We start from the raw sequence: 21,078 nt of genomic DNA on the forward strand, positions 1-21,078 counted from the left end.
CGCAAAGGCGAGTGTAGGCCAAAAACATATCAACTCAAAAGAAGTACCTATAATTTTATACAGGAAATCAATGCCAGCTTTAAATAGTAACGCCGCGAGATTAGCCACCAGGCTCGCTTTTTTTGTGGGCGGATTTGGTCTTTCATGCTGGGCACCTTTGATTCCCTTTATGCGGGAGAAGCTGCATCTGGATCCCGGCGTGTTAGGTACATTATTGTTATGCCTGGGCCTAGGCTCCGTTTCTGCCATGGTGATGACCGGCGCCATCAGTGCGCGTTTTGGTAACCGTTCCATCATCATCCTGAGTGGCTTCTCACTTGCCATGACCGTCATGCTACTCCCGGTTGCTGAAAGCACCCTGCAACTCGCCATTACCTTATTGTTTTTTGGCGCATCCCTAGGTTCACTGGATGTCTCCATGAACCTGCATGCAGTCGAGGTAGAGAAAGCCTCCGAGTGTTCATTGATGTCGGGTTTTCATGCCATGTTCAGTGTGGGCGGCTTTGCTGGTTCGGCCATCATGACCTTGATGCTGAGTTTGCATATGACCACGTTCAGCAGTGCCTTGGTCTCTGCTATTTTATTAGCCGTATTAATGCTGGCAACCTGGCCTCGGCTATCGCAAACGCCTAAAGGTGAGCATGGACAACTTTTTTCCTTGCCCAGAGGTATTGTGCTGATCCTTGCTTTGTTGACCGGCATCGCCTTCCTGGTCGAAGGCGCCATGCTGGACTGGAGCGCCTTGCTGATTACCGATGCCGGTTTAGTACCCACCGCACAAGGCGGCCTGCCCTATATTATGTTCTCCATTGCCATGCTAAGCGGCCGTTTTATGGGAGATGGCCTGAGTAACCGTTTAGGGGATCGCAGGGTTTTATTATGGGGAGGTATCGTCGCCGTGCTGGGGATGTTTATCGCAGTGCATGCAAGCTCCAGGCTTGCCGCATTGACTGGATTTCTGCTGATTGGCGCAGGGGCTTCCAATACGGCACCTATCCTATTCAGGCTGGCAGGTGCGCAAACCCAGATGCCGACCGGTCTGGCGGTGGCGGCTATTTCCACTGTTGGCTATTCCGGCGTCTTACTCGGCCCCGCCTTGATCGGGTTTGTCGCGCAACAAATCGGCCTGCCCAATGCATTTATCATGCTGGCATTGCTGCTTGGTTTAGTGCCGGTTTTCTCATTTTTGATTACCAAAAAATAAGCCGGAAAAATAAATCGTGTTGCTGCTTCACTGGCCATTTCATGCTTGTAAAGCAGCAATTTAAGGATGCCTGATTTACCTTATTTGACCGCCACATCATGGCCTGCTGACTCAACGGCATAGCACCAGCAACCGTGCCGATTACCCAGCATACCCCACACACCAAAAAACACATTAAGCCATTGTTTTAATTAAGTTTTTATAATGGCACACTTTCTGCAATAAGCAGATTGGTATCACTTCGTTTTGCGCCTGAAAACGCTCGAAAGTCTTATTCCAATCTTTCAAACAGCAGAGAGTTAAAATGACAACAAAATTAAAAATTCATCGTAAACAGTTAGCGGTTCTCACCGGGATGATCCTCAGCAGCCAGGCTTATGCAGATCCGACTATCCAACGGGATGAAAATCTGTTCCTCAATATCGGCCTGGCTTCACGCGTGAGCTTCAGTTCGATCAGCGATGCCGCCCCGAACGGTAGAAGCCGCTCCAAAGACTTTGAAGTGGAAGAAGCGCGTTTATATACCAACGGTAAATTGCATAAAAACGTGACCTATGAATTCAACTTCGCGCGCAATGTCGCTGATGACAAAATTGAATTACTGGATGGTCACCTGGGTCTGGAAATCAACAACTACGTGAATATCTGGGCCGGTCGCTTCCTGCCGGCAGCCAGCCGTGCATCCGCCTCGGCACCAATGTATTCCACAACCTTTGACTTCCCGATTGCGGAACAGGGTTCTTATGAATTTGCCGGTCGTGATAACGGCGCGGTATTTTTTGGATGGGACCAAAGCGCCGCCTTTAAATACTATGTGTCTGCTACCAACGGACGCCAGGGCGGCTCAAACCAGTCTGACAACTTGTCATATGCCACCCGCCTGCAATACAACTTCTGGGATACCGAGCCAGGCTTTTACAACCTTGCCAGCTATGATGGTAAAAAGTCTATCCTTTCCATCGGCGGCTCCTACCGTTACCAGAAAGATGGTACGGGGACTATCCTTAATCAGGGCGATTCCAAATACTGGAACGTAGATGCGCGCCTGGAAAAACCATTAAGCAATGGCGCGGTGCTTGGCGCTGAAGCGTCTTACTATAATTATGATAACGACAATACCGGCGATACCGTGTTACCGGAAGCAAAAGGCTTTTTCGTAAATGGTAGTTACACCTTTGCCGATACGGTATGGATCGGTAAATTCCAGCCAAAAGTGATTTACCAGGAATTTAACAACGATACCACCGGCCTGGATCGCAAGCGCGTGGATGTGGGCGTGGGTTACCTGATTGATGGTGACAGCAACAAACGTATCGATGTGTTCTACTTTAGGGAGAACCGTAATAACCTGCCGGATATTGATGGCATTAAGGCCATTTTCCATGTGGCGCATTTTTTCTAACCCGCCTGCATCAACATCTTAAAAAAACGGCTTTCTGAGCCGTTTTTTTATGGCGAACGCAAGTTTATTTACAACGAGATAAAGTCAACGCTATATTGCATGCTCGTCATTCTGGCGTAGCGATTTCGCACAGCATGCTGTGCTTTCTGCGTAACAGCTGACTTCCGCAGAAGCCAGCGCGCCCTGCAAAAATATCGTCATTCTGGCGGAGGCCAGAATCCAGGCAAGGTTGATGCCAAGCTTGATTAAATCGAAGAGCGGGTTCTACGCTTGCTGTATTTCCTAAATAGGTATTTCTTCAGAATATTCACTGTTCTTTTTCGCCTCTAGGCGAGTGTCTTTCCTTTGCTTGCCCAAAGCAAAGGCACCAAAGTAAAGGGCACCCTAGCCTCCGCTTTTTCCCTGTGTTGCTCATCAGCGCGGGCGGCCAACGAAACTCGCCCTAGCGGCTTGCATAAGACGCAAGCCACCGCGGAACTCGAACAAACGCTGGCCGAAAACTCCCACGCTGACTGCGCTACTCGGCGCGTCAGATAGGGGCCCGTGAAAGGCACACGCTTTCAATTTGAGAGTAATTCTTTGCACTACATCACGCTCAAGCACTGCGGAAAAAGAAGCAAAGAACTAGAGTTACTAGCATTTAATTTTTGATCCTCTAAAGTTTAAAACTCACTTAGCGCGCTGAATGTTACATATCCAATCAACGTTGCACCGTGGTGGTTTAAACGGGCCCCTATCTGACGCGCCTAGTAGCGCAGGCAAAATAAGGAGGAAGGGAGCGACTGTTCGAATCCCGCGGTGGCCTGCGTTTTGTGCAGGCCGCTAGGATGAGTTTCGTGACCGCTTATGCCTAAGTCCGGCAAAGCAACGGACGAAAGTCCTAGTTCGAGCAACGCAGGAATCAAGCGGAAGCTAGGGTACCCTTTCTTTTGGTTACTTATTCTTTGGGCAAGCAAAGAAAAGTAACTCGCCTAGGTGCGAAAAACTACGTTTCAATAACCTCTCAATCACTGCTTACCCAAATACGAGTCACTCAACGCCTGACTGCTTGCTATTGTCTGCGCATCGCCATGATGCGTAATATGCCCACTCTCCAGCACATAGGCATAATCAGCATATCTCAACGCCACCGTGGCATTCTGCTCAGCCAGCAGAAAACTCAAGCCTTGCGTCTGCTGCAACTGGTGCACAATCTCGAAAATTTCTTCCACGATCTGTGGCGCCAGCCCCATGGAAGGTTCATCCAGCAGGATCAGCTTGGGGTTTGCCATTAACGCGCGCCCTATCGCCACCATCTGCTGCTCGCCACCAGAAGTGTAACCGGCTTGATTTTTACGTAATAACTTCAGCCGGGGGAAAAAGTTATACACTTTCTCCAGTTCCTGCGATAACACCTTGGCGGATGGGCGGCGTACAAATGCGCCGGTCAGCAGGTTTTCTTCTACCGTTAAATGGCCGAAACAATGCCGGCCTTCCAGCACTTGCACCAGGCCTTGTGATACCAGCTGTGCAGGCGTGGCCTGGGTCACATCATGGCCTTGGTAAAAAATCCGGCCCTGCACGATTTCACCACGCTGCGCGGGAATCAGGCCGGAAATGGCTTTGAGTATAGTGCTTTTACCCGCCCCATTTGCGCCCAATAAGGCGACAATCGCTTGCGGCCCTACTTGTAGCGAAATATGTTTGATGGCAAAAATGACTTTTTCATAAATCACTTCAATATTATCCAGCTGCAAAATGGCATCGGCAGCCGGATTAAGTTTTTCACTGGTCTGGGACATATCTGTGCTCCTCAATTTGATCTCATGGACACTGTTATAACATTGCCCAAGGCATCAAACTAAAGAAAACAAGGATTCAGTGGCTACGCGAACAAAGTGCTGCGTTGCGCAAGCTTTTCTAATTACAGCATCGTAACCAAGCCGTACTTTTGTACTGTCTTGGTTCCTGCGTTCAGTGCGCCTTGCACTTTGTACCGCTCGCTCACTGACTCCATGTTTTCTTGAACATGCATACCGCTTCCGCGGTATGCATCTCCAATCAAGACAATGTTAAGAATTACTTGGCAGCGACAGTTTCCTTGCTGCAATCACGCGGGGTGATGCCTTTTTCCTTGGCATATTCGTGTGACGATTTTTCGATGATAGGACGCAACAACTGGCGGTCAGCCTGCACCCATTCTGAAATCACGTTCCACTTGCTGCCGTCCCATTGCTGGAAGCGCACCGCACCGCCGCCTTCGTGGTCAGCGCAACTTAACTTCAATGGTTGCACCAGACCCAGGGCACCGAGTTCAGTGAGGCGTTTGTCATCCAGCTTGAGGTTTTCAAAGCCCCAGCGCACTTCTTCCCCGGTCAACGGGCGTTTGCCGAATTTGGCCTGCGCCACGCGAACCGCCTCTACGTTGAGGATGCCATTCACCACACCCAGGTTGTAATACACGTTACCAAAGCGTTTCGGGTCTTGCAGGTTGCCTTTGCCGGCTTTGATCACGTATTGATTGATACCTTGCAACACCGGGAAACTGGTGCCTGAGGGATGCGTGGTGATCGAGATAAAGCCTTTTGCTGCACTGCCTGCTGGTGCCGCATCATCTTCGGAGTTGCTCCAGATATTGCCGATGATATGGTTAGCCGGGAAACCGGTTTTCTGTGCCGTTTTCAACGCTACCGGGTTCATCACGCCCCAGCCGCGCAAGATCACCCAATCCGGTTTGATGCGGCGGATAGTGAGCCATTGTGACTGCTGCTCATTGCCCGGATGCGGCACTTCGAGCAGTGTCAGTTCAAAGCCATATTTCTTGGCCAGCAGTTCCAGTATAGGGCTGGTTTCCTTGCCATAAGGTGAACCGTGATACAAGGTCACGATTTTTTTGCCTTTGAGTTTATCCAGCCCACCGGATTGAGTGGCAATGTAATTCACGATCGCAGACACTTCGCTGTACGGGTTCAACTGCAACGGGAACGCATACGGGAACACGCTACCATCTGTAGAATCGGTGCGGCCGTGGTTGATGGTGATCAGCGGCAATTTGTCAGCGGTAGAGCGTTCCAGCGTGGCATAAGCGATACCGACTGATAGTGGATTGGTCGCTGCGGCTGGCGCGCCGTTCAGGCCTTTCTTAAGGCGCTCGTAGCACTCGACACCTTTTTCCACTACATATTCAGTTTCGCACTCACTCCAGGTGAATTTGACGCCATTGACGCCGCCTTCTTTGGCATTGACGTATTGCAGGTAATCGATAAATCCGCCAAAAAAGCCTGAGCCACCGGCTGCATAAGGCCCGATCCGGTAGCTTTGTAACGGAAAATATTGTTCGTTCGCCGCCTGCACTTGCGAAGTGACGCTGGCGATGCCTAACCCTAATGCCAGCAGCAGCCAGCGATGTTTGCCTAAAAATTTCACTTTGAGACTCCTTGGTTTTAAATAAATATTGAACTATAAAAACAGTTACTAATCGTTTTTGGTTATATAAAAAATTGTAATGAGCCTATTCAACACATGAAAAATCTCCCTTAATGCATTGGATAAACTAGAAACGTAGCGGCCAGACGCGCAGCCGTTGCTTGACGGTTTGCCAGACTTTGGCTAACCCGTTGGGCTCTTTGATCAGGAAAAATATGATCAATGCGCCGAAAATCATCTTCTGAAAATTCTCCAGCTGCCCGGGGTCAATCGCGCCGGCAAACAAGCCCGATGACAGGTTCGACAGTAATATCGGGAACAGCACAATAAAAGCCGCACCCAAAAAATTACCTAAAATGCTGCCCATGCCACCAATAATGATGATGAACAAAATCTGGAATGAGCGCGTCAAGTCAAAGCCGTGCGGCTCGACGGTACCCAGGTAAGTGAAAGCCCAAAGTGCACCTGCAATGCCCAGGTAGAATGAACTGATCGCAAAAGCCAGCAATTTGGTTTTGGGCACGGAGATGCCAATCACGGCCGCCGCAGTATCCATGTCCCGTACCGCCATCCACTTCCTGCCCAGCTCACCGCTGACTATCGTTTTGGCCAACAAGCCAAGTGCGACCACCACGGTCAACGTCAGCAAGTAGCGTCCCACCGGCGAATTGAAATCAGAACCGAACACATGTAATGGCGGCGCTGTGATCACCCCGGAAGAAGAGTTGTTGGAAAACCAGGTGAAATTGGTGAATACCCATTGCACAAAAAACTGGGCTGCAAGGGTAGAAACGATTAAATAAAAGCCTTTGATCCGCAGACTGGGCAAACCGAAAACCAGTCCTACGCCACCGGCAGTGAGCCCGCCTAAAATCAGACTGATGATCAATGGCAACCCTTCAATACGCAGATTGAAGTTATAGGTGGCAAACGCACCCACCGCCATAAACGCCGCTGAACCCAAAGATAATTGCCCGGCATAGCCAGTCAGTAAATTTAGCCCCAGCCCTGCCAGTGACAGCACCAGAAAAGGAATCAGGATTGCGCTAAACCAGTAATCATTGCCTATGGATGGCACCACCAGGAAAGCAAAAGCCAGCAAAAGTGCAAATGCCCACCGCTCCTGCTTGAGCCGGAAAAATCGTTTATCAAAACGATATGTGGTTACAAACTGTCCAGATTCTTTATAAAGCATCTTGCATCCTGCTAAACGCGTTCAATCGCTTTGTCACCAAACAACCCGTATGGCCTGACCAGCAAGAACAGCATCGCCAGCACATACGGAAACCAGTTTTCGATGCCGCCACCGATCAGCGGGCCGATAAATACTTCCGCCAGTTTTTCAGAGGCGCCGACGATAAGCCCACCGACAATCGCACCTTCAATCGAAGTAAAGCCGCCAATAATCAGCACCGGCAATGCCTTCAGGACAATCAGGGACAAAGAGAATTGCACGCCGACCCGCGCACCCCAGAGGATGCCTGCGACCAGCCCGACAAAGCCGGCCACCGCCCATACAATCAGCCATAAACGCTGCAATTTTATCCCCACTGCCAGGGCAGCCAACTGATCGTCAGCCACCGCTCTCAGCGAGATACCAATGCGTGTTTTGTTAAACAAAAAGCCGAGCAAGGCGACTAAACCACCGGCAATCCCGGCAGCAAATAAATCAAACTGTGACAGCAGGATGCCGAATACCTCATAAGGCTCGTCATTGATACCGATGTCGAGCGCATGCACTTGTGCGCCCCATACAGCTTGCGCCAAGCCTTCAACAATATAGCTCAGGCCCAGCGTGGCCATAAACAGGGTGATAGGCGAACGATTCACCAACTGCCGCAGCACCAGCACTTCTATCAACCAGGCCAGCACCGCCATGGTGATCAATGTAGTTGCAAATGCACCCCAGAACGGAATACCGCGTTCAACCAGGCTGACGAAGGTCAATGCGGCAAACAGCACCATAGAGCCCTGCGCGAAATTAAACACCCCGGAGGCTTTGTAGATCAGCACAAAGCCGATGGCGACCAGCGAATACATCACCCCGGCCAGCAAACCGCCGGTAAACACTTCCAGAAAAAAATTCATTGTTTCGTCATCCTCTGCCAGCCTGGGCCAAATTTAGTGTTTAGTACCCAGGTAGGCGGCCAGCACTTCGGGGTTGACCCGCACTTCGTCCGGCGTGCCATCACCAATTTTCTTGCCATAATCCAGTACCACCACATGGTCGGAAAGTGACATCACGACGCCGATATCATGTTCGATCAACACGATGGTGGTGCCAAACTCCTGGCGGGTCTCTACGATAAAGCGGCTCATCTCGGCTTTCTCCTCGGCATTCATGCCGGCCATAGGTTCATCCAGCAATAGCAACTCGGGCTCTGCCGCCAGTGCACGCGCCAGTTCAACCCGTTTCTGCAAACCATAGGGTAAATTGCCGACGATGCTGTTTCGCCAGGGTTGCAGCTTGAGGAAAGCAATCACCTGCTCGGCCTTTTGCCGTTGCTGTTGGGCGTCAGCGGGTGCCCGCCCGACATTAAACACCTGCTCTATCCAGCTGCTTTTCACTTTGAGGTTGGTGCCCGTCAGCACGTTATCCAGCACTGACATGCCTTTGAACAAGGCAATATTCTGGAAAGTCCTCGCTACACCACGCCTGGCTGCCCATTGCGGATGCATGTTTTTCCTGGCATTACCCTTGTAAACAATTTGCCCTTCATCAGCCTGGTAAACGCCATTGATCACATTTAACAGTGAGCTTTTACCAGCGCCATTGGGGCCAATCAGGGCGCAGATTTCGCCTTTTTTCACTGAAAAACTGATGTTGGTGATGGCTTTCACCCCCTTAAAGGATAAGGAGATACCATCCAGGCGTAATAGCTGCGTTGCCTCTGTCATACTGCTGCGCCTTTCATATTGCCGCATCGTTCATATTGCTGCTCTAAGGTTTTTCAAACCAAAGTAATGTTCGGTATGGCTGGGTGGGCGTGGAATCACTTGTAAAGGACTGGCCTGCCAGTCTGCCTCTTCCGGCCAGTCCCGCACCTGGATACCGATTGATTTAAAGAACTGCTCTGCTTCGGCTGATAAAGGCTCGCCAACCAAGAGTGGCACGCGCGCATGCCGCAAACCCAGTACGTCTTTCAAGGGCAGAATCACCAGCCAGTTTGCAATTGCCGCCAGCAGCGGCACACGTTTCTGGTATTGATGCAGCGCCCATTTAACTAATGTAAATTGCCAGCTGGCTGGCAGCGGCCAGCGTGATTGAACCAATGTATACAGCCTTTGATAAGTCGCCGCTGTCCCTGCGACCAGGGTAGGCCCCAGTTCCCGGCGATCAGTGTCCCGGGTGGACAGGTTTTCAGGGAAATTAAGCTTGAAGCCGGCCAGCAACCAGGGTGAAAGCAGGTAGCGCGCATGGCCGCTGGCGGCAAACGCACGCGCTGCCAGCGCTTCTTCCTTATCAGTCAGTAACTCATGTACAACCAGCTGACGGCCATTTTTCAACAACTCTGCGTGGCTAAGTTCACGGTACTCCAGTTGATAGGCATCGCCCAAACGGTAAAAACGGAAAGCAAGACTTTCCGGCTTCGCCACGGCGGCCAATGTGCCATGCACAGCTTCACCAACCGAGATGATGTTCGTGTAAGCATGAATGGCAGGATGTGTGTAATCAGCCAGGCCGCGCGCATTGGCATAAATCAGCACTGAGACATCCGGCTTGGCGTCAAACACCTGGTCAACTTGCGCTTGTGCTTCAGCAAATACAAATTGTGGCCGCAAGGTATGCAACAGATCCAGCAACTGCGGTTGTGCATAGGCAGGGTCTAATGGTGCGGCGATGCCTCCCAGCCAGTGTGCTGCCAGAGACAGCAACAAGGCTTCCGGCCTTGGCTCACTGAGCAGGAACAGCGTATCGCCGCTGCCGAACCCTTGCTGCTTTAAAAATCGCGCTGCCAGCAGCACTTTGTTGTGTACTGCGTGCCAGGGTTGTTCATGCCAGATACCCAGTTTTTTATGGCGGATAGCGACCTGTGCAGGCCGCTTTTCAGCCTGCACAGCGAGCCAGTCGGGTAATGTATCAGCGGCCATCGTCTTTAGCTCTGTTAGTCTTGATCAGGCGGCCTTCGCCAGTTTTTTGGCTTCCAGCTCACGCACCAGCGGCAATACTTTTTCACCAAAGTAAGCCACCTCTTCCTGGAAGTGCAGGAAGCCGGACAGGATCAGGTCAACGCCAACGGCTTTCAATTCAACAATACGTTCAGCAATCTGTTGCGGTGTACCGATCAGGTTGGTTTTAAAACCATCGTTATACTGCACCAAGTCTTCAAACGTCGATTTTGCCCAGTTGCCTTCTTTTTCCGGGCTGGCAGCACCCGCATTTTTCACTTCGTGGCCAAAGGCATTCACGGCATCAGGGTTGGCCTTGTCGATAATTTCTTTCAGCACAGCCCTGGCCTCTTCTTCAGTGTCGCGCGCAATCACGAAAGCATTCACGCCGACTTTGACGCTGTGATTATTGGCAGCAGTCTTGGCACGGATATCATCCACTTGTGCCTTGATGCCTTCCACGGTATTGCCATTGGTGAAATACCAGTCAGACACGCTGGCGGCATTGTCACGCGCAGCACGCGAACTGCCACCCTGGAAGATTTCCGGATGCGGCTGCTGCAATGGTTTCGGTTTCAATGTGTAGTTGCTAAAGCGGTAGAAGTCACCGCGGTAGGTAAAGTTATCCTGGGTCCAGATACCTTTTAAGGCTTCGATAAATTCTTTTGAACGGCGATAGCGCTCATCATGGTCCAGCCAATGTTCACCAATCGCGGTAAATTCGCCGCGGAACCAGCCGGAAACGATATTGACCGCGACGCGGCCTTCAGTCAGCAAATCAATGGTTGCCAGCTGCTTGGCCGCCAGTACCGGATTCCAGGGACCTGGCAGAATCGCTGCAATCACTTTCAGTTTGGTGGTCGCTGCCAGCAAGGCATGTGAAAACGAGACTGACTCATGCTGGAACTCAGCGCCATAACCGGCAGTAAAGCGAATCTGGCTCAAGGCATATTCAAAACCCGCCTTTTCGGCAATTTGTGCCAGTTTACGGTTGTAATCGATATCCCAGCTGGTGCGCTGTTCGATATTACTGACCACCAGGCCACCACTGACGTTAGGTACCCAATATGCAAATTTAATGTTTTCTGTACTCATCACCCAATCTCCAAATCTGTTTTACTCTAATACTGGTTTTCTCTAAATACTGGCCTGCGTCAAACCGCTTGCAGGCTGGCAGCCTTCACAAGTTCACGATGTGTTAATAATGGCAATGCCCGCTCTATCGCCAGCTCGATACGGGCTTTCACGGTTTCACTTTTCACTTTGTAGTTTTCAAAGTCGCCCTCGGTGGCGTATACGCCAATAGGCAAGGTCAATGCCTGGAAAAAGCTGAATAGCGGCCTCAGCTCATGGTCGATAATCAGGGCATGGCGCTCACTGCCGCCGGTCGCTGCCAGCAATACCGGCACATCAATCAATGCTTCGTAATTGACCAGGTCAAACAGGTGTTTGAACAAACCAGTGTAAGACGCGCGGTAAACCGGCGTTGCCACAATCAGCAGATCAGCGGTTTCAATCGCTTCAATATCTTTCTGCACTTTCGCAGGCAGCTGTTTAGGGTCAAATGAAGACACCAGGCTGCTGCCGATTTCGCTCAACTCAATAGAATGCAGTTCAATCGGAATATGCTGGCCCAGCTGCTGGGTCAAGGCTTCTACGAGGGCGGCAGTGCGTGAAGGTAATTTATAGCTGCCTGATACAGCAGTAACTCTTAATGGACGACTCATGTGTGGCTCCTAAACTTTGGTTGCCGGCGCCAATTTGATGTGTTCAATATCGGTGAGCCAGCTCCCTGTAGATATAGCAGCAACCATGCCAAGAGTATTTTTTTTATATATTTCAATGACTTATGAAAATTAAGCGCCATTTAACCATGTTGAAATTTAGCTATATATGCTGATGCACTGCTGATATAGCAGCAGCTAAAACAGAAATACAGCACCTGACTCACGCTTTACCAGCTAAAAACTAGCTATTAGGTGCTGATTAATCAGCACCCATTCAGCAGAAAGCTGTTTCTAAAGCGCTCAACGTCATCACGAAATTAAATAAAACATTTAAATTCAATTACTTATCTATTGGCATGCTAAATGCAATAGCTACACCGACGCGCAGCGCTATTTAAGAACTAAATGACTGCGCTTTTAAATCTCCCTTATTTTTAGTTAGAAGGATTCAAATATGACTGCACATGCAAGCAACCTTGCGCATTTGCCAGAGAGCCTGAACCAGGCGCACGAACATCGCGGCAGGGATGCCGCCCATATTATTAAAAGTGATGCCGAAGCCATCGCGGTTGCACATCAGGTAGCCACTGAAATCGCCAAAGAGGCTTCCATCCGCGACAAGGAAAGACGCTTGCCGCGCAAAGAGCTGGATTTATTCTCCAGCAGCGGCTTGTGGGGCATTACCGTGCCTAAGGAATATGGCGGCGCAGGAGTTTCTAATAAAACCCTGGCAGAAGTGATTGCAATAGTGGCAGAGGCTGACCCCAGCATAGGCCAGATCCCGCAAAACCATTTGTATATGGTGGAAGGTTTGCGCCTGGATGGCACGGATTTCCAGAAGCGCTACTTTTTTGACCTGGTGCTGCAAGGCGTACGCTTTGGCAATGCCTTTTCTGAAGTCGGCACCAAAAGCGTCAATGATGTGAAAACCAGGCTGACACCCGCCAACAGCGGCTACTTCCTGAATGGCAAAAAATTCTATTCCTCAGGCGCGTTGCTGGCGGATTGGGTGCCAGTGGTGGCCAAAGACGAAAACGACAATACCGTGGTGGCGTTCGTCCCGGCTGGCGCTGAAGGCCTGACCATTATTGATGACTGGTCCAGTTTCGGCCAGCGCACTACTGCGAGCGGCACCACCATCCTGGACAATATTTTTGTGCCTAGCGAACATGTAGTGCCGCATCACCTGGCGTTTGACCGTCCTACGGCCATGGGTCCGGTGGCACAAATCATCCAGGCAGCGGTAGATACAGGCATTGCACGTGCAGCATTTAAGGACACACTGCATTTCGTGCGCAATTACACCCGTCCATGGATAGATACCGAGCTGGAACATGGTTATGAAGATCCGCACACGATCAAGGATATCGGCGACCTGCAAATCCGTATCCATGCTACGGACGCATTATTGGCCCGTGCAGGTGAATACATCGATGAAGCGCAACGCAACCCGAATGAAGAAACTGTCGCGGAAGCTTCGATTGCAGTGGCTGAAGCCAAGGTGCTGAGTACTGAAACCGCTTTGCTGGCAGGTAGCAAGCTGTTTGAACTGGCTGGCACGCGCTCCACACTCGGTGAGTACAACCTGGACAGGCACTGGCGCAACGCACGTACGCATACACTGCATGACCCGGTACGCTGGAAATACCATGCAGTGGGCAATTACAGCCTGAACAAGGTGAAGCCACCGCGCCATCCATGGATTTGATTCAAGAATTCAGCTAAAAATAAAGCCCTCGATTGAGGGCTTTATTTTATATAGCTACCTGAAAAGCACAGCGTTTTTTCAGTTACCGCCAGGCATTTTTAAATATAGCTGATTGCGGAATCCAGCAGTTTATTCTGCAAACGGCTAGGCGCCGGACGTTCGCTTTGATAAGGGAAAGTTTGCTCCAGGTCCTGCTCACGGTACGTAATCAGTTCAGCAATGGTGATGATTTTCAAACCATGCTTTTTAGCGAATAACAGCAGGTCCGGTCGCCTTGCCATGCTGCCATCGTCATTGACGATTTCGCACAACACACCGACAGGGCTGAGGCCTGCCATCCGTGCTAAATCATAAGCGGCTTCGGTATGCCCCGGGCGTTCAAGCACACCACCTAACCGCGCCCGTAACGGGAATATATGGCCAGGCCTATGAAACTCGTTTGCCTGGCTGTTAGTGTTGGCCAATGCCCTTAACGTTAAGGCTCTGTCCGCAGCAGAAATGCCGCTGGTGGTGCCGTATTTATAATCCACACTGACCGTAAAAGCAGTCCTGAACGGGTCTGCATTTTGAGCCACCATCTGTGGCAGTGCCAGCGCATTCAGTCGCTCTTCACCAAGGGCGACGCACACCAGGCCACTGCTATGCCTTACCAAAAACGCCATTTGTTCAGTCGTGATCTTCTCCGCAGCGATGATTAAATCACCTTCATTTTCGCGGTCAGTGTCATCCACCACAATCACAAACTCGCCATTGGCGATAGCCTCAATCGCTTGGCTGACAGCATCAAACTTTTCCAGATTATTTTGCATTTAAAACACTTCCTTATTCTTTTTCGCCCAGATTTAATAATCCGGCTGCGTTGCGGTAAAACACTTTATCCAACACTTCGTCCTTGAAACCCAGTTGGATAAAATCATCAATAGTTTGCTGCATGGGCCGGAAAGGATACGAGGTACCAAACAACAGCTGGTCACCCAAAAACTTGTTGGCTGCCTGCACATAGAGCTCAGCACCCGGCTGGAAGATATACATATCAGGTACCAGGTATAAGTTGGGGTAGCGGAAAGCCGCACCAACGATTTCGTTCACAAACGGGTAATAGCCGTGAAAGCAAATGATATTTAAATCCGGGTATTTCCTGGCTAGCCGCGCGACCGCATTCGGGTGCGCATAATCCAGGTCTGGCGTGGTTGGTCCGGACATCACGCACACCGGCACCTTGTGGCGTTGGCACGCCTGATAAACCGGATCAAATATCGGGTCATCTACATAACGTGCAGGCTTGCCGAAACCAGGTTCGATGTTGATGGCTTTGAACTTATGGTCATTGATAGCCTGATCAATCGCTGCCAGCGCACTCTCCACACCGCGGGTTTCGATATCCACCGAACCCAATCCCACCAGCTTAGGGCTGTGTCTTACCAACTGAGCGACCTGATTATCATCTATCGTCAGATCTGGTGTTTCACGGCCGACTACCACAGCGTAATCAATCCCAGCCTCATCAATTTCCTGCAGGTACCCTTCAACCGTGTAAGAGCGGCGGAAATGTTCAGGCTCCAGCGAACCCACCCGCTGATTAAGCCACTTTGCTGTTTCGTATGAAGGCGTGTTGGGAGTTGCGCCAAAGAAGTCATGCAAAAATGCAGGACGGTTGCGCATATCAATTATTTTTTGTTTCATGAAATCAATTCAATCAAGAGTTTAAGCGTAGAAACTTGGGGTTGGATAATTGCCATTCAGTGCCCAATCCCCCAGGTCTTTCAGTTTGTAATCCACCGGGTCGTGTAAGGTGTATACCCGCAAGTTGCGCCAGTACCTGTCCATGCGCAGTTTGGCGGTGGTGGCCCTGGCACCTGCAACCTCGAATATGCGCGTCGTCACATCCAGACCGGATTTTGTCGCATTCACCTTGGCGGAAAACACCGCCAGCGCCAGTTCACCCCTGGTTTTTTCGTCCAGGGAAAGGTCTTTTTCCCAGGACAGGTCAAGCAAAGTGGCTGCGTGGTCAGCAAGGATGGCCGAGGCATGCAGACCGGCCCAGAATTCGCCGTAATGCAGCAGCGTAAACGGGTCCTGATGTATGGTTTGCGCCAGCGAGCCAGACCAGACGCGGCTGTTGCTGCTGGTGTACTTGACACCTTCTTCCAACGCGCCTTCGGCAATGCCAATGTAGATATTGGTGAATATCAATTGCGCGACCAGCGAGCGCAGGCTGGCAAAAGAAGAACTCAGCGGACCCGGATCAATCAGTAACTCGCCATCTTCGACCAATAGCTGCTCAAACTCTGCACTTCCGCTGTCGGTCTGGCGCTGGCCGATATTGTCCCAATCGCCTTTCAGGTGTATGCCCTTGCGCTGGGTAGGTACCGCCGCGACCAGGAACTTGCCGGTATTTTCCTCAATGGCGGAAACAATCATGTAGTCCGAATCCATAGAGCCCGAGCAAAAACTTTTCTGGCCGGTGAATTCATAACCACCGGAAATCTTGCGTGCTATGGTGCGGTTATCCAGCGGGTTGAGTGCATTTCCCCACCAGAGGTTATGACTGGCGGTTAACCGGTAATAGTGCTGCCATTGCGTGTCACTGGCGTACAGGCGGATAGAAGTCAGCATCAAAAACTGGAAGGCAAATACCTGGGCGATGGAACTGTCGACGCGGGCGATCTGGCGGATGATGGTGTAGATTTCCTGCCAATTACCTCCCAGGCCGCCATAGGTTTGCGGGATGAGTAATTTCAATAACCCGCTATCGCGAACCGCCTGCCTTTGCTCGTAAGGCGTGCCACCTGCCGCATCGCGCTCTACCGCTGTTTTGGCTAAATAGGCGACCAGTTGCTGCGTGACCTGCTGCGGGTCGCCACTGAACGAGATGCCATGCTGATTAAATGTGTCGTTCTTTAATGTACCGCCGTTCAATGCTATTTCTTTGGATTCATCTTTTTGGCGGGCGTTAACTGCAAGTGTCATTACTTTCCCCTACGCCGCATGTTTAACCGGTCTGGCCGCGCCAAAGGGCCCGGTCATGTTGGTGTTGATACTCACCTCGGCTTCTACCCTGGGCTGCACCGGCAATAGCGGAAACAACAACTCGGCGACGCGGTAAGATTCTTCCAGATGCGGATAGCCGGAGAAGATAAAGTAATCAATCCCTAGCGATTGATACTCTTTGATCCTGTCAGCCACTTCCTGTGGGTTACCCACCAGCGCTGTGCCCGCGCCGCCGCGCACCAAACCTACCCCTGCCCACAAATTGGGAGACACTTCCAGCTTGTCACGCCGACCCTGATGTAATTCGGTCATTTTCTTTTGCGCGACTGAATCAAAATTCGCAACTGCTGCCTGTGCAGCAGCAATCGTGTCATCGGTCACATGCGAGATTAAATCCTCGGCTGCCGCCCAGGCTTGCTCACTGGTTTCGCGCACAATCACATGCAGGCGGATACCGAATCGGATACTGCGCCCCTGCTGTGCCGCCGCCTCGCGAATCACGCGGATTTTTTCCGCTACCGCTGCCGGTGGCTCGCCCCAGGTCAAATGCACATCTACATGCTTGCTGCTCAGTGCAATGGCTGCTTCAGAAGCACCACCGATAAATAATGGCGGATAAGGCTTTTGCAGGCTGCCAGTGGGCAGGCTGGCACCTTTGACGCGCAAGTAATCGCCTTCAAAATCAACCACTTCTTCTGCCAGTACTGCACGCCAGATAGATAAAAATTCTTCCGCTTCTGCATAGCGCTCGTCATGGGCGAGAAAGCTGCCTTCCGCCTGCTGCTCTGCCGGGTCGCCACCAGCCACCACATTGATCAGCAAACGGCCACCGGAAATGCGGTCCAGGGTGGAGGCCATCCTGGCGGACACCACTGGAGATATAAATCCAGGACGCGTGGCGACTAAAAATTTGAGTTGTTTGGTTTCATTGATCAGGGCAGAAGAAATCACCCAGGCGTCTTCGCAGGAACGGCCGGACGGAACCAGTACGCCACCAAAGCCCAGCCTGTCGGCTGCCTGTGCAATTTGTTTTAAATAAGAGAATGTTGCCGGCCTGGCACCCTTGCTGGTGCCTAGGTAACGCTGGTCCCCATGTGTGGGTAAAAACCAGAAAATTTCCATAATAGTGCTTTCCTTCACTCGTGCTACAGATTGAGTGAACAACTGCAAAGAGCATGCCATAAATAAAAATCAATCAATTCAGTCACTTAAATGATAGAAATTCAATGTTGCTGGATAAGCAGCACAATTAACCGGGGTGCTGCTGTATCAGCAGCACAGTTGCTGATACAGCAGCAGATGTGGTTTTAATAAGAAATATAGAGTTATTTGATTGCCACAACCTCAACCTATCTATAAATAAATAAGCTATTGTTTTATATATACTTATTGCCAATATCAAGACACTATTAAAGCTGCGGCATGCTGAAAATCAGCACTCAATTGAGTTGGCACAAATCCTGCTGAATATTCCAGCATAAGCAATAAGCTGGATATAACTTTTGAATATAAATCAATTTGCCCTCATACCCACAGTGCACCTGAGTGATGGGTTGGAACCTTTGGCGGTAGCGAGACTATTGGCTGATTCATTTGCACTGACCGCAGTGGAGCGTGATCATCGCGGTGGCACACCAAAATTTGAACGTGATGCGTTGCGCAACAGTGGCCTGCTGTCGTTAATCATTCCACAGCAATATGGTGGCTATGGTGCCAACTGGCAGGAAACCTTGCTGGTAGTACGTGAGTTTGCCAAGGTGGATAGTTCGATTGCGCATGTGTATGGCTTTCAACACCTGATGCTGGCAACTGTGCGCCTGTTTTCGCGGCCTGACCAATGGGAACGCTGGTTTGAGCAAACGGCACAACTGGACTGGTTCTGGGGTAATGCGCTCAACCCTTTAGATGACAGGACGATTTCGAAATCGTACGCGCACTGGCATGAGTTTTCCGGCAAGAAAAGTTTTTGTTCCGGCGCGCTGGATTCGGAAATGCTGATTGCATCGGCAATCAGGAAAACAGATGGCGAATTGGTGATTGCGGCTATTCCCACGTTGCGGACGGGTATTACTATCATGGATGACTGGGACAATATCGGCCAGCGCCAAACTGATAGCGGCACCGTGAATTTCGAGAAAGTACGTGTTGAAGAAAACGAACTGCTGACCGAGCCGGGGCCACTCAGCAACCCTTTTGCATGTTTAAGGCCGCTGATCGCGCAATTGATCCTGACCAATATTTACCTGGGCATTGCAGAAGGCGCTTTTAATGATGCGCAAAACTACACCTTGCACGAAGCCAGGCCATGGAAGAATTCTAACGTGGCTTTGACCAGCGAAGATCCCTATATCCTCAGCCATTATGGCGAGTTTTGGGTGAGCCTGGAGGCCACACGTGCGCTGACCAACCTGGCGGCAGAAAAACTGGATGACGCCTGGGCAAAAGAATTGGCATTAACTGAAGAAGAGCGTGGCCTGGTAGCAACCAGCATCAGTGCCGCCAAAGTGCTGGCTACCCGCACCGGCCTGGATATTACCAGCCGCATGTTCGAAGTCGCGGGTTCAAGGGCAACACATGCAGGCTTGAGACTGGACCGGCATTGGCGCAACCTGAGAACACATACCCTGCATGACCCCATAGATTACAAAATCAAGGAGCTGGGTGAATGGGCGCTGAATGGCAGCTTCCCTAACCCTACATTTTACTCATGAAAATTATGGACAAATTTATCGAGCAACTGGATTACGCGAATGATGTGACCACCCGCGAGAACGAAAAGAAGCTGCTGACGCTGCCGAATTCGCGTTCGCTGACGACCTCTATCCGTGCCACGGCGCAGGTGTTTGAAGACCCTAAATCTATCGCACTGCTGAGCCGCATCAATCAGATCGCGCCCAGTGATGCTAATGTGCTGATCATAGGTGAAACCGGTACCGGCAAGGAACTGATTGCCAGGCATGTGCATGAGCTCAGCAACCGTAAAGGCAAACCGTTTGTCGCGGTAAATTGCGGTGCATTCTCTGAAACCCTGGTTGAAAGTGAATTGTTCGGCCATGAGAAAGGTGCGTTTACCGGCGCCTTTGTTGCGAAAGCAGGCTGGTTTGAAGCGGCTAATGGCGGGACACTGTTCCTCGATGAAATTGGCGATTTACCGCTCAACATCCAGGTCAAATTGCTGCGTGTGTTGCAAGAGCGCGAAGTCGTCCGCCTTGGCGCACGAAAATCGACACCCATTGATGTGCGGCTGGTGGCGGCGACTAATGTCCGGCTGGAGGAAGCAGTACAGGCGGGTAATTTCCGGGAAGATTTATTCTATCGCTTACGCGTTGCCCACCTGGAATTACCAACCTTAAGAAACCGCCCCGGCGATATACTGCCGCTGGCTGAGTACTTCGTCGGTGAATACACACGCCGCCTGGGTTATTCAGAAATCCGCCTGGATGACTCCGCCAGGCAGAAACTGCTACAGCACAGCTGGCCAGGCAACATCCGTGAACTGGAAAATGTCATCCACCACTCACTGCTCATCTGCAAAAACAATCTGGTACGTAGCGAAGACCTGCACCTGTCTTCCATCCAATTGCACCGCCAGAAATCTGAACAGCAAGTGCAACATCAGGCTGAAGCAGATGTTCTGAAAGAGGCCTTCGACCAGTTATTTGAGTCAGGCAGAGAGGATTTATATACCTATTTTGAAGACGCGTTTGTCAAAGCCGCCTATGACCATTGCCACCAGAACCAGGTGCAAACCGCCAAATTACTCGGCGTCAGCAGAAACGTAGTTCGCGCCAAGCTGATCAAAATGGGAGCCATCAATGCGCTTAGATGATTTGCTGCCCGCATTAGAGGCCGAGCGCATCACCCTGAAAGCGACTTCGAAATTACCCACGCAATACGGCGAATACCTGTTGCATGTGTTTGAAGACACGCAAACCCATATTGAGCATATTGCATTGGTGCTGGGTGATATCGCAGGCCAGAGTAATGTGTTAACCCGCGTCCACTCCGAATGCCTGACTGGTGACGTGTTTTCATCGCAACGCTGCGATTGCGGCGATCAGTTCAAGCTGGCGCAGTCACTTATCCAGCAAGAAGGAAAAGGAGTTATCGTTTATCTGCGCGGCCAGGAAGGCCGGGGCATAGGCATCACCAACAAGATACTGGCTTATGCGCTACAAGATAGCGGGCTGGACACCGTGGACGCCAACCTTAAACTAAACCTGCCGGTGGATAGCAGACAATATGAAGCCGCTGCTGTCATTTTAAAAAAACTCGGTATCGCTTCCATCACCCTGCTCACTAATAATCCGGGAAAGGTCTCATCATTGCTTTCCCATAAAATCGTGATTGATAAAATCCGACCTTTGCAGACAGAAGTGAACGCCTCGAATCAATCCTATTTGTATGCTAAGAAATTAAAATTGGGACATGTGCTATCCATATAAAACAATCAAACTCTATAACTTGATTGATTAAGGCAGTCTGCAACGCCATGATTCCAGAAGCGTAAGCATGCCCTCCTACGCAACCA

The 21,078-nt window shown here is 50.8% G+C and carries 18 protein-coding genes; 6 read left to right on the top strand and 12 right to left on the bottom strand.

Translation table 11 applies throughout. The annotated features are described in order from the left end of the window. Window positions 1–70 precede the first annotated feature (70 nt). Both ASG24_RS03945 and ASG24_RS03950 read left to right on the top strand, forming a co-directional pair. The gene (locus ASG24_RS03945) at window positions 71–1,204 is read left to right on the top strand and encodes an MFS transporter (protein ID WP_055868079.1); all 1,134 of its coding nucleotides are present in this window, start codon (window positions 71–73) and stop codon (window positions 1,202–1,204) included. 304 nt (window positions 1,205–1,508) lie between these two features. Further along, window positions 1,509–2,606 carry a hypothetical protein gene (locus ASG24_RS03950; RefSeq protein ID WP_055868082.1) on the top strand — a complete coding sequence of 366 codons (1,098 nt, stop codon included), beginning with the start codon at window positions 1,509–1,511 and terminating at the stop codon, window positions 2,604–2,606. 1,007 nt (window positions 2,607–3,613) lie between these two features. On the opposite strand, the gene ASG24_RS03955 is transcribed toward ASG24_RS03950, so the two are convergent. From ASG24_RS03955 to msuE, 8 genes are all read right to left on the bottom strand, one after another. Next, complete coding sequence (locus ASG24_RS03955; protein ID WP_055868086.1) at window positions 3,614–4,387, bottom strand: ABC transporter ATP-binding protein; 774 nt, start codon at window positions 4,385–4,387, stop codon at window positions 3,614–3,616. Window positions 4,388–4,664: 277 nt separating this feature from the next. After that, window positions 4,665–6,011 carry an ABC transporter substrate-binding protein gene (locus ASG24_RS03960; protein WP_055868089.1) on the bottom strand — a complete coding sequence of 449 codons (1,347 nt, stop codon included), beginning with the start codon at window positions 6,009–6,011 and terminating at the stop codon, window positions 4,665–4,667. A gap of 127 nt (window positions 6,012–6,138) precedes the next feature. Continuing rightward, a complete protein-coding gene (locus ASG24_RS03965) occupies window positions 6,139–7,206 on the bottom strand; it encodes a branched-chain amino acid ABC transporter permease (RefSeq protein ID WP_055868092.1) in 1,068 nt (355 codons plus the stop codon). Window positions 7,207–7,217: 11 nt separating this feature from the next. Further along, the gene (locus tag ASG24_RS03970; RefSeq protein ID WP_055868094.1) at window positions 7,218–8,099 is read right to left on the bottom strand and encodes a branched-chain amino acid ABC transporter permease; all 882 of its coding nucleotides are present in this window, start codon (window positions 8,097–8,099) and stop codon (window positions 7,218–7,220) included. A 33-nt stretch (window positions 8,100–8,132) separates the two neighbouring features. Further along, complete coding sequence (locus tag ASG24_RS03975; RefSeq protein WP_055868097.1) at window positions 8,133–8,909, bottom strand: ABC transporter ATP-binding protein; 777 nt, start codon at window positions 8,907–8,909, stop codon at window positions 8,133–8,135. Between the two features lie 30 nt (window positions 8,910–8,939). Continuing rightward, window positions 8,940–10,103 (bottom strand): AMP-binding protein, encoded by a 1,164-nt coding sequence (locus ASG24_RS03980; RefSeq protein WP_055868100.1) that lies wholly within the window; start codon window positions 10,101–10,103, stop codon window positions 8,940–8,942. Window positions 10,104–10,127: 24 nt separating this feature from the next. Then, a complete protein-coding gene (gene sfnG / locus ASG24_RS03985; protein ID WP_055868102.1) occupies window positions 10,128–11,216 on the bottom strand; it encodes a dimethylsulfone monooxygenase SfnG in 1,089 nt (362 codons plus the stop codon). Between the two features lie 59 nt (window positions 11,217–11,275). Beyond that, window positions 11,276–11,848: an FMN reductase gene (gene msuE, locus ASG24_RS03990; RefSeq protein ID WP_055826578.1), complete on the bottom strand. Its 573-nt coding sequence runs from the start codon at window positions 11,846–11,848 to the stop codon at window positions 11,276–11,278. Between the two features lie 454 nt (window positions 11,849–12,302). Here msuE and ASG24_RS03995 point away from each other — a divergent pair, with 454 nt between their 5' ends. Beyond that, a complete protein-coding gene (locus tag ASG24_RS03995; protein WP_055868105.1) occupies window positions 12,303–13,556 on the top strand; it encodes an SfnB family sulfur acquisition oxidoreductase in 1,254 nt (417 codons plus the stop codon). Between the two features lie 98 nt (window positions 13,557–13,654). Here ASG24_RS03995 and ribB read toward each other — a convergent pair whose 3' ends face one another. From ribB to ssuD, 4 genes are read right to left on the bottom strand one after another with little or no spacing between them, the layout of a single operon-like run. Then, window positions 13,655–14,365 (bottom strand): 3,4-dihydroxy-2-butanone-4-phosphate synthase, encoded by a 711-nt coding sequence (ribB, locus tag ASG24_RS04000; protein ID WP_082487969.1) that lies wholly within the window; start codon window positions 14,363–14,365, stop codon window positions 13,655–13,657. Window positions 14,366–14,378: 13 nt separating this feature from the next. Continuing rightward, entirely contained in the window at window positions 14,379–15,239 is an 861-nt protein-coding gene (locus ASG24_RS04005; RefSeq protein ID WP_055868108.1) for an amidohydrolase family protein, read from the bottom strand. A gap of 21 nt (window positions 15,240–15,260) precedes the next feature. Continuing rightward, window positions 15,261–16,526 (bottom strand): acyl-CoA dehydrogenase family protein, encoded by a 1,266-nt coding sequence (locus ASG24_RS04010; protein ID WP_082487970.1) that lies wholly within the window; start codon window positions 16,524–16,526, stop codon window positions 15,261–15,263. Window positions 16,527–16,535: 9 nt separating this feature from the next. Then, the gene (gene ssuD, locus ASG24_RS04015; protein WP_055868111.1) at window positions 16,536–17,669 is read right to left on the bottom strand and encodes an FMNH2-dependent alkanesulfonate monooxygenase; all 1,134 of its coding nucleotides are present in this window, start codon (window positions 17,667–17,669) and stop codon (window positions 16,536–16,538) included. 380 nt (window positions 17,670–18,049) lie between these two features. On the opposite strand from ssuD, the gene ASG24_RS04020 reads away from it, so the two are divergent. From ASG24_RS04020 to ribA, 3 genes are read left to right on the top strand one after another with little or no spacing between them, the layout of a single operon-like run. Beyond that, window positions 18,050–19,258 carry an acyl-CoA dehydrogenase family protein gene (locus tag ASG24_RS04020; RefSeq protein ID WP_055868114.1) on the top strand — a complete coding sequence of 403 codons (1,209 nt, stop codon included), beginning with the start codon at window positions 18,050–18,052 and terminating at the stop codon, window positions 19,256–19,258. Between the two features lie 5 nt (window positions 19,259–19,263). Beyond that, the gene (locus ASG24_RS04025) at window positions 19,264–20,376 is read left to right on the top strand and encodes a sigma-54-dependent Fis family transcriptional regulator (protein WP_055868457.1); all 1,113 of its coding nucleotides are present in this window, start codon (window positions 19,264–19,266) and stop codon (window positions 20,374–20,376) included. After that, complete coding sequence (gene ribA, locus ASG24_RS04030) at window positions 20,363–20,992, top strand: GTP cyclohydrolase II (RefSeq protein WP_055868458.1); 630 nt, start codon at window positions 20,363–20,365, stop codon at window positions 20,990–20,992. The genes ASG24_RS04025 and ribA overlap by 14 nt, the downstream gene beginning before the upstream one ends. The last annotated feature ends 86 nt before the right edge of the window (window positions 20,993–21,078 follow it).

The sequence above is a fragment of the Methylophilus sp. Leaf414 genome (assembly GCF_001425425.1).
GTDB lineage: Bacteria > Pseudomonadota > Gammaproteobacteria > Burkholderiales > Methylophilaceae > Methylophilus.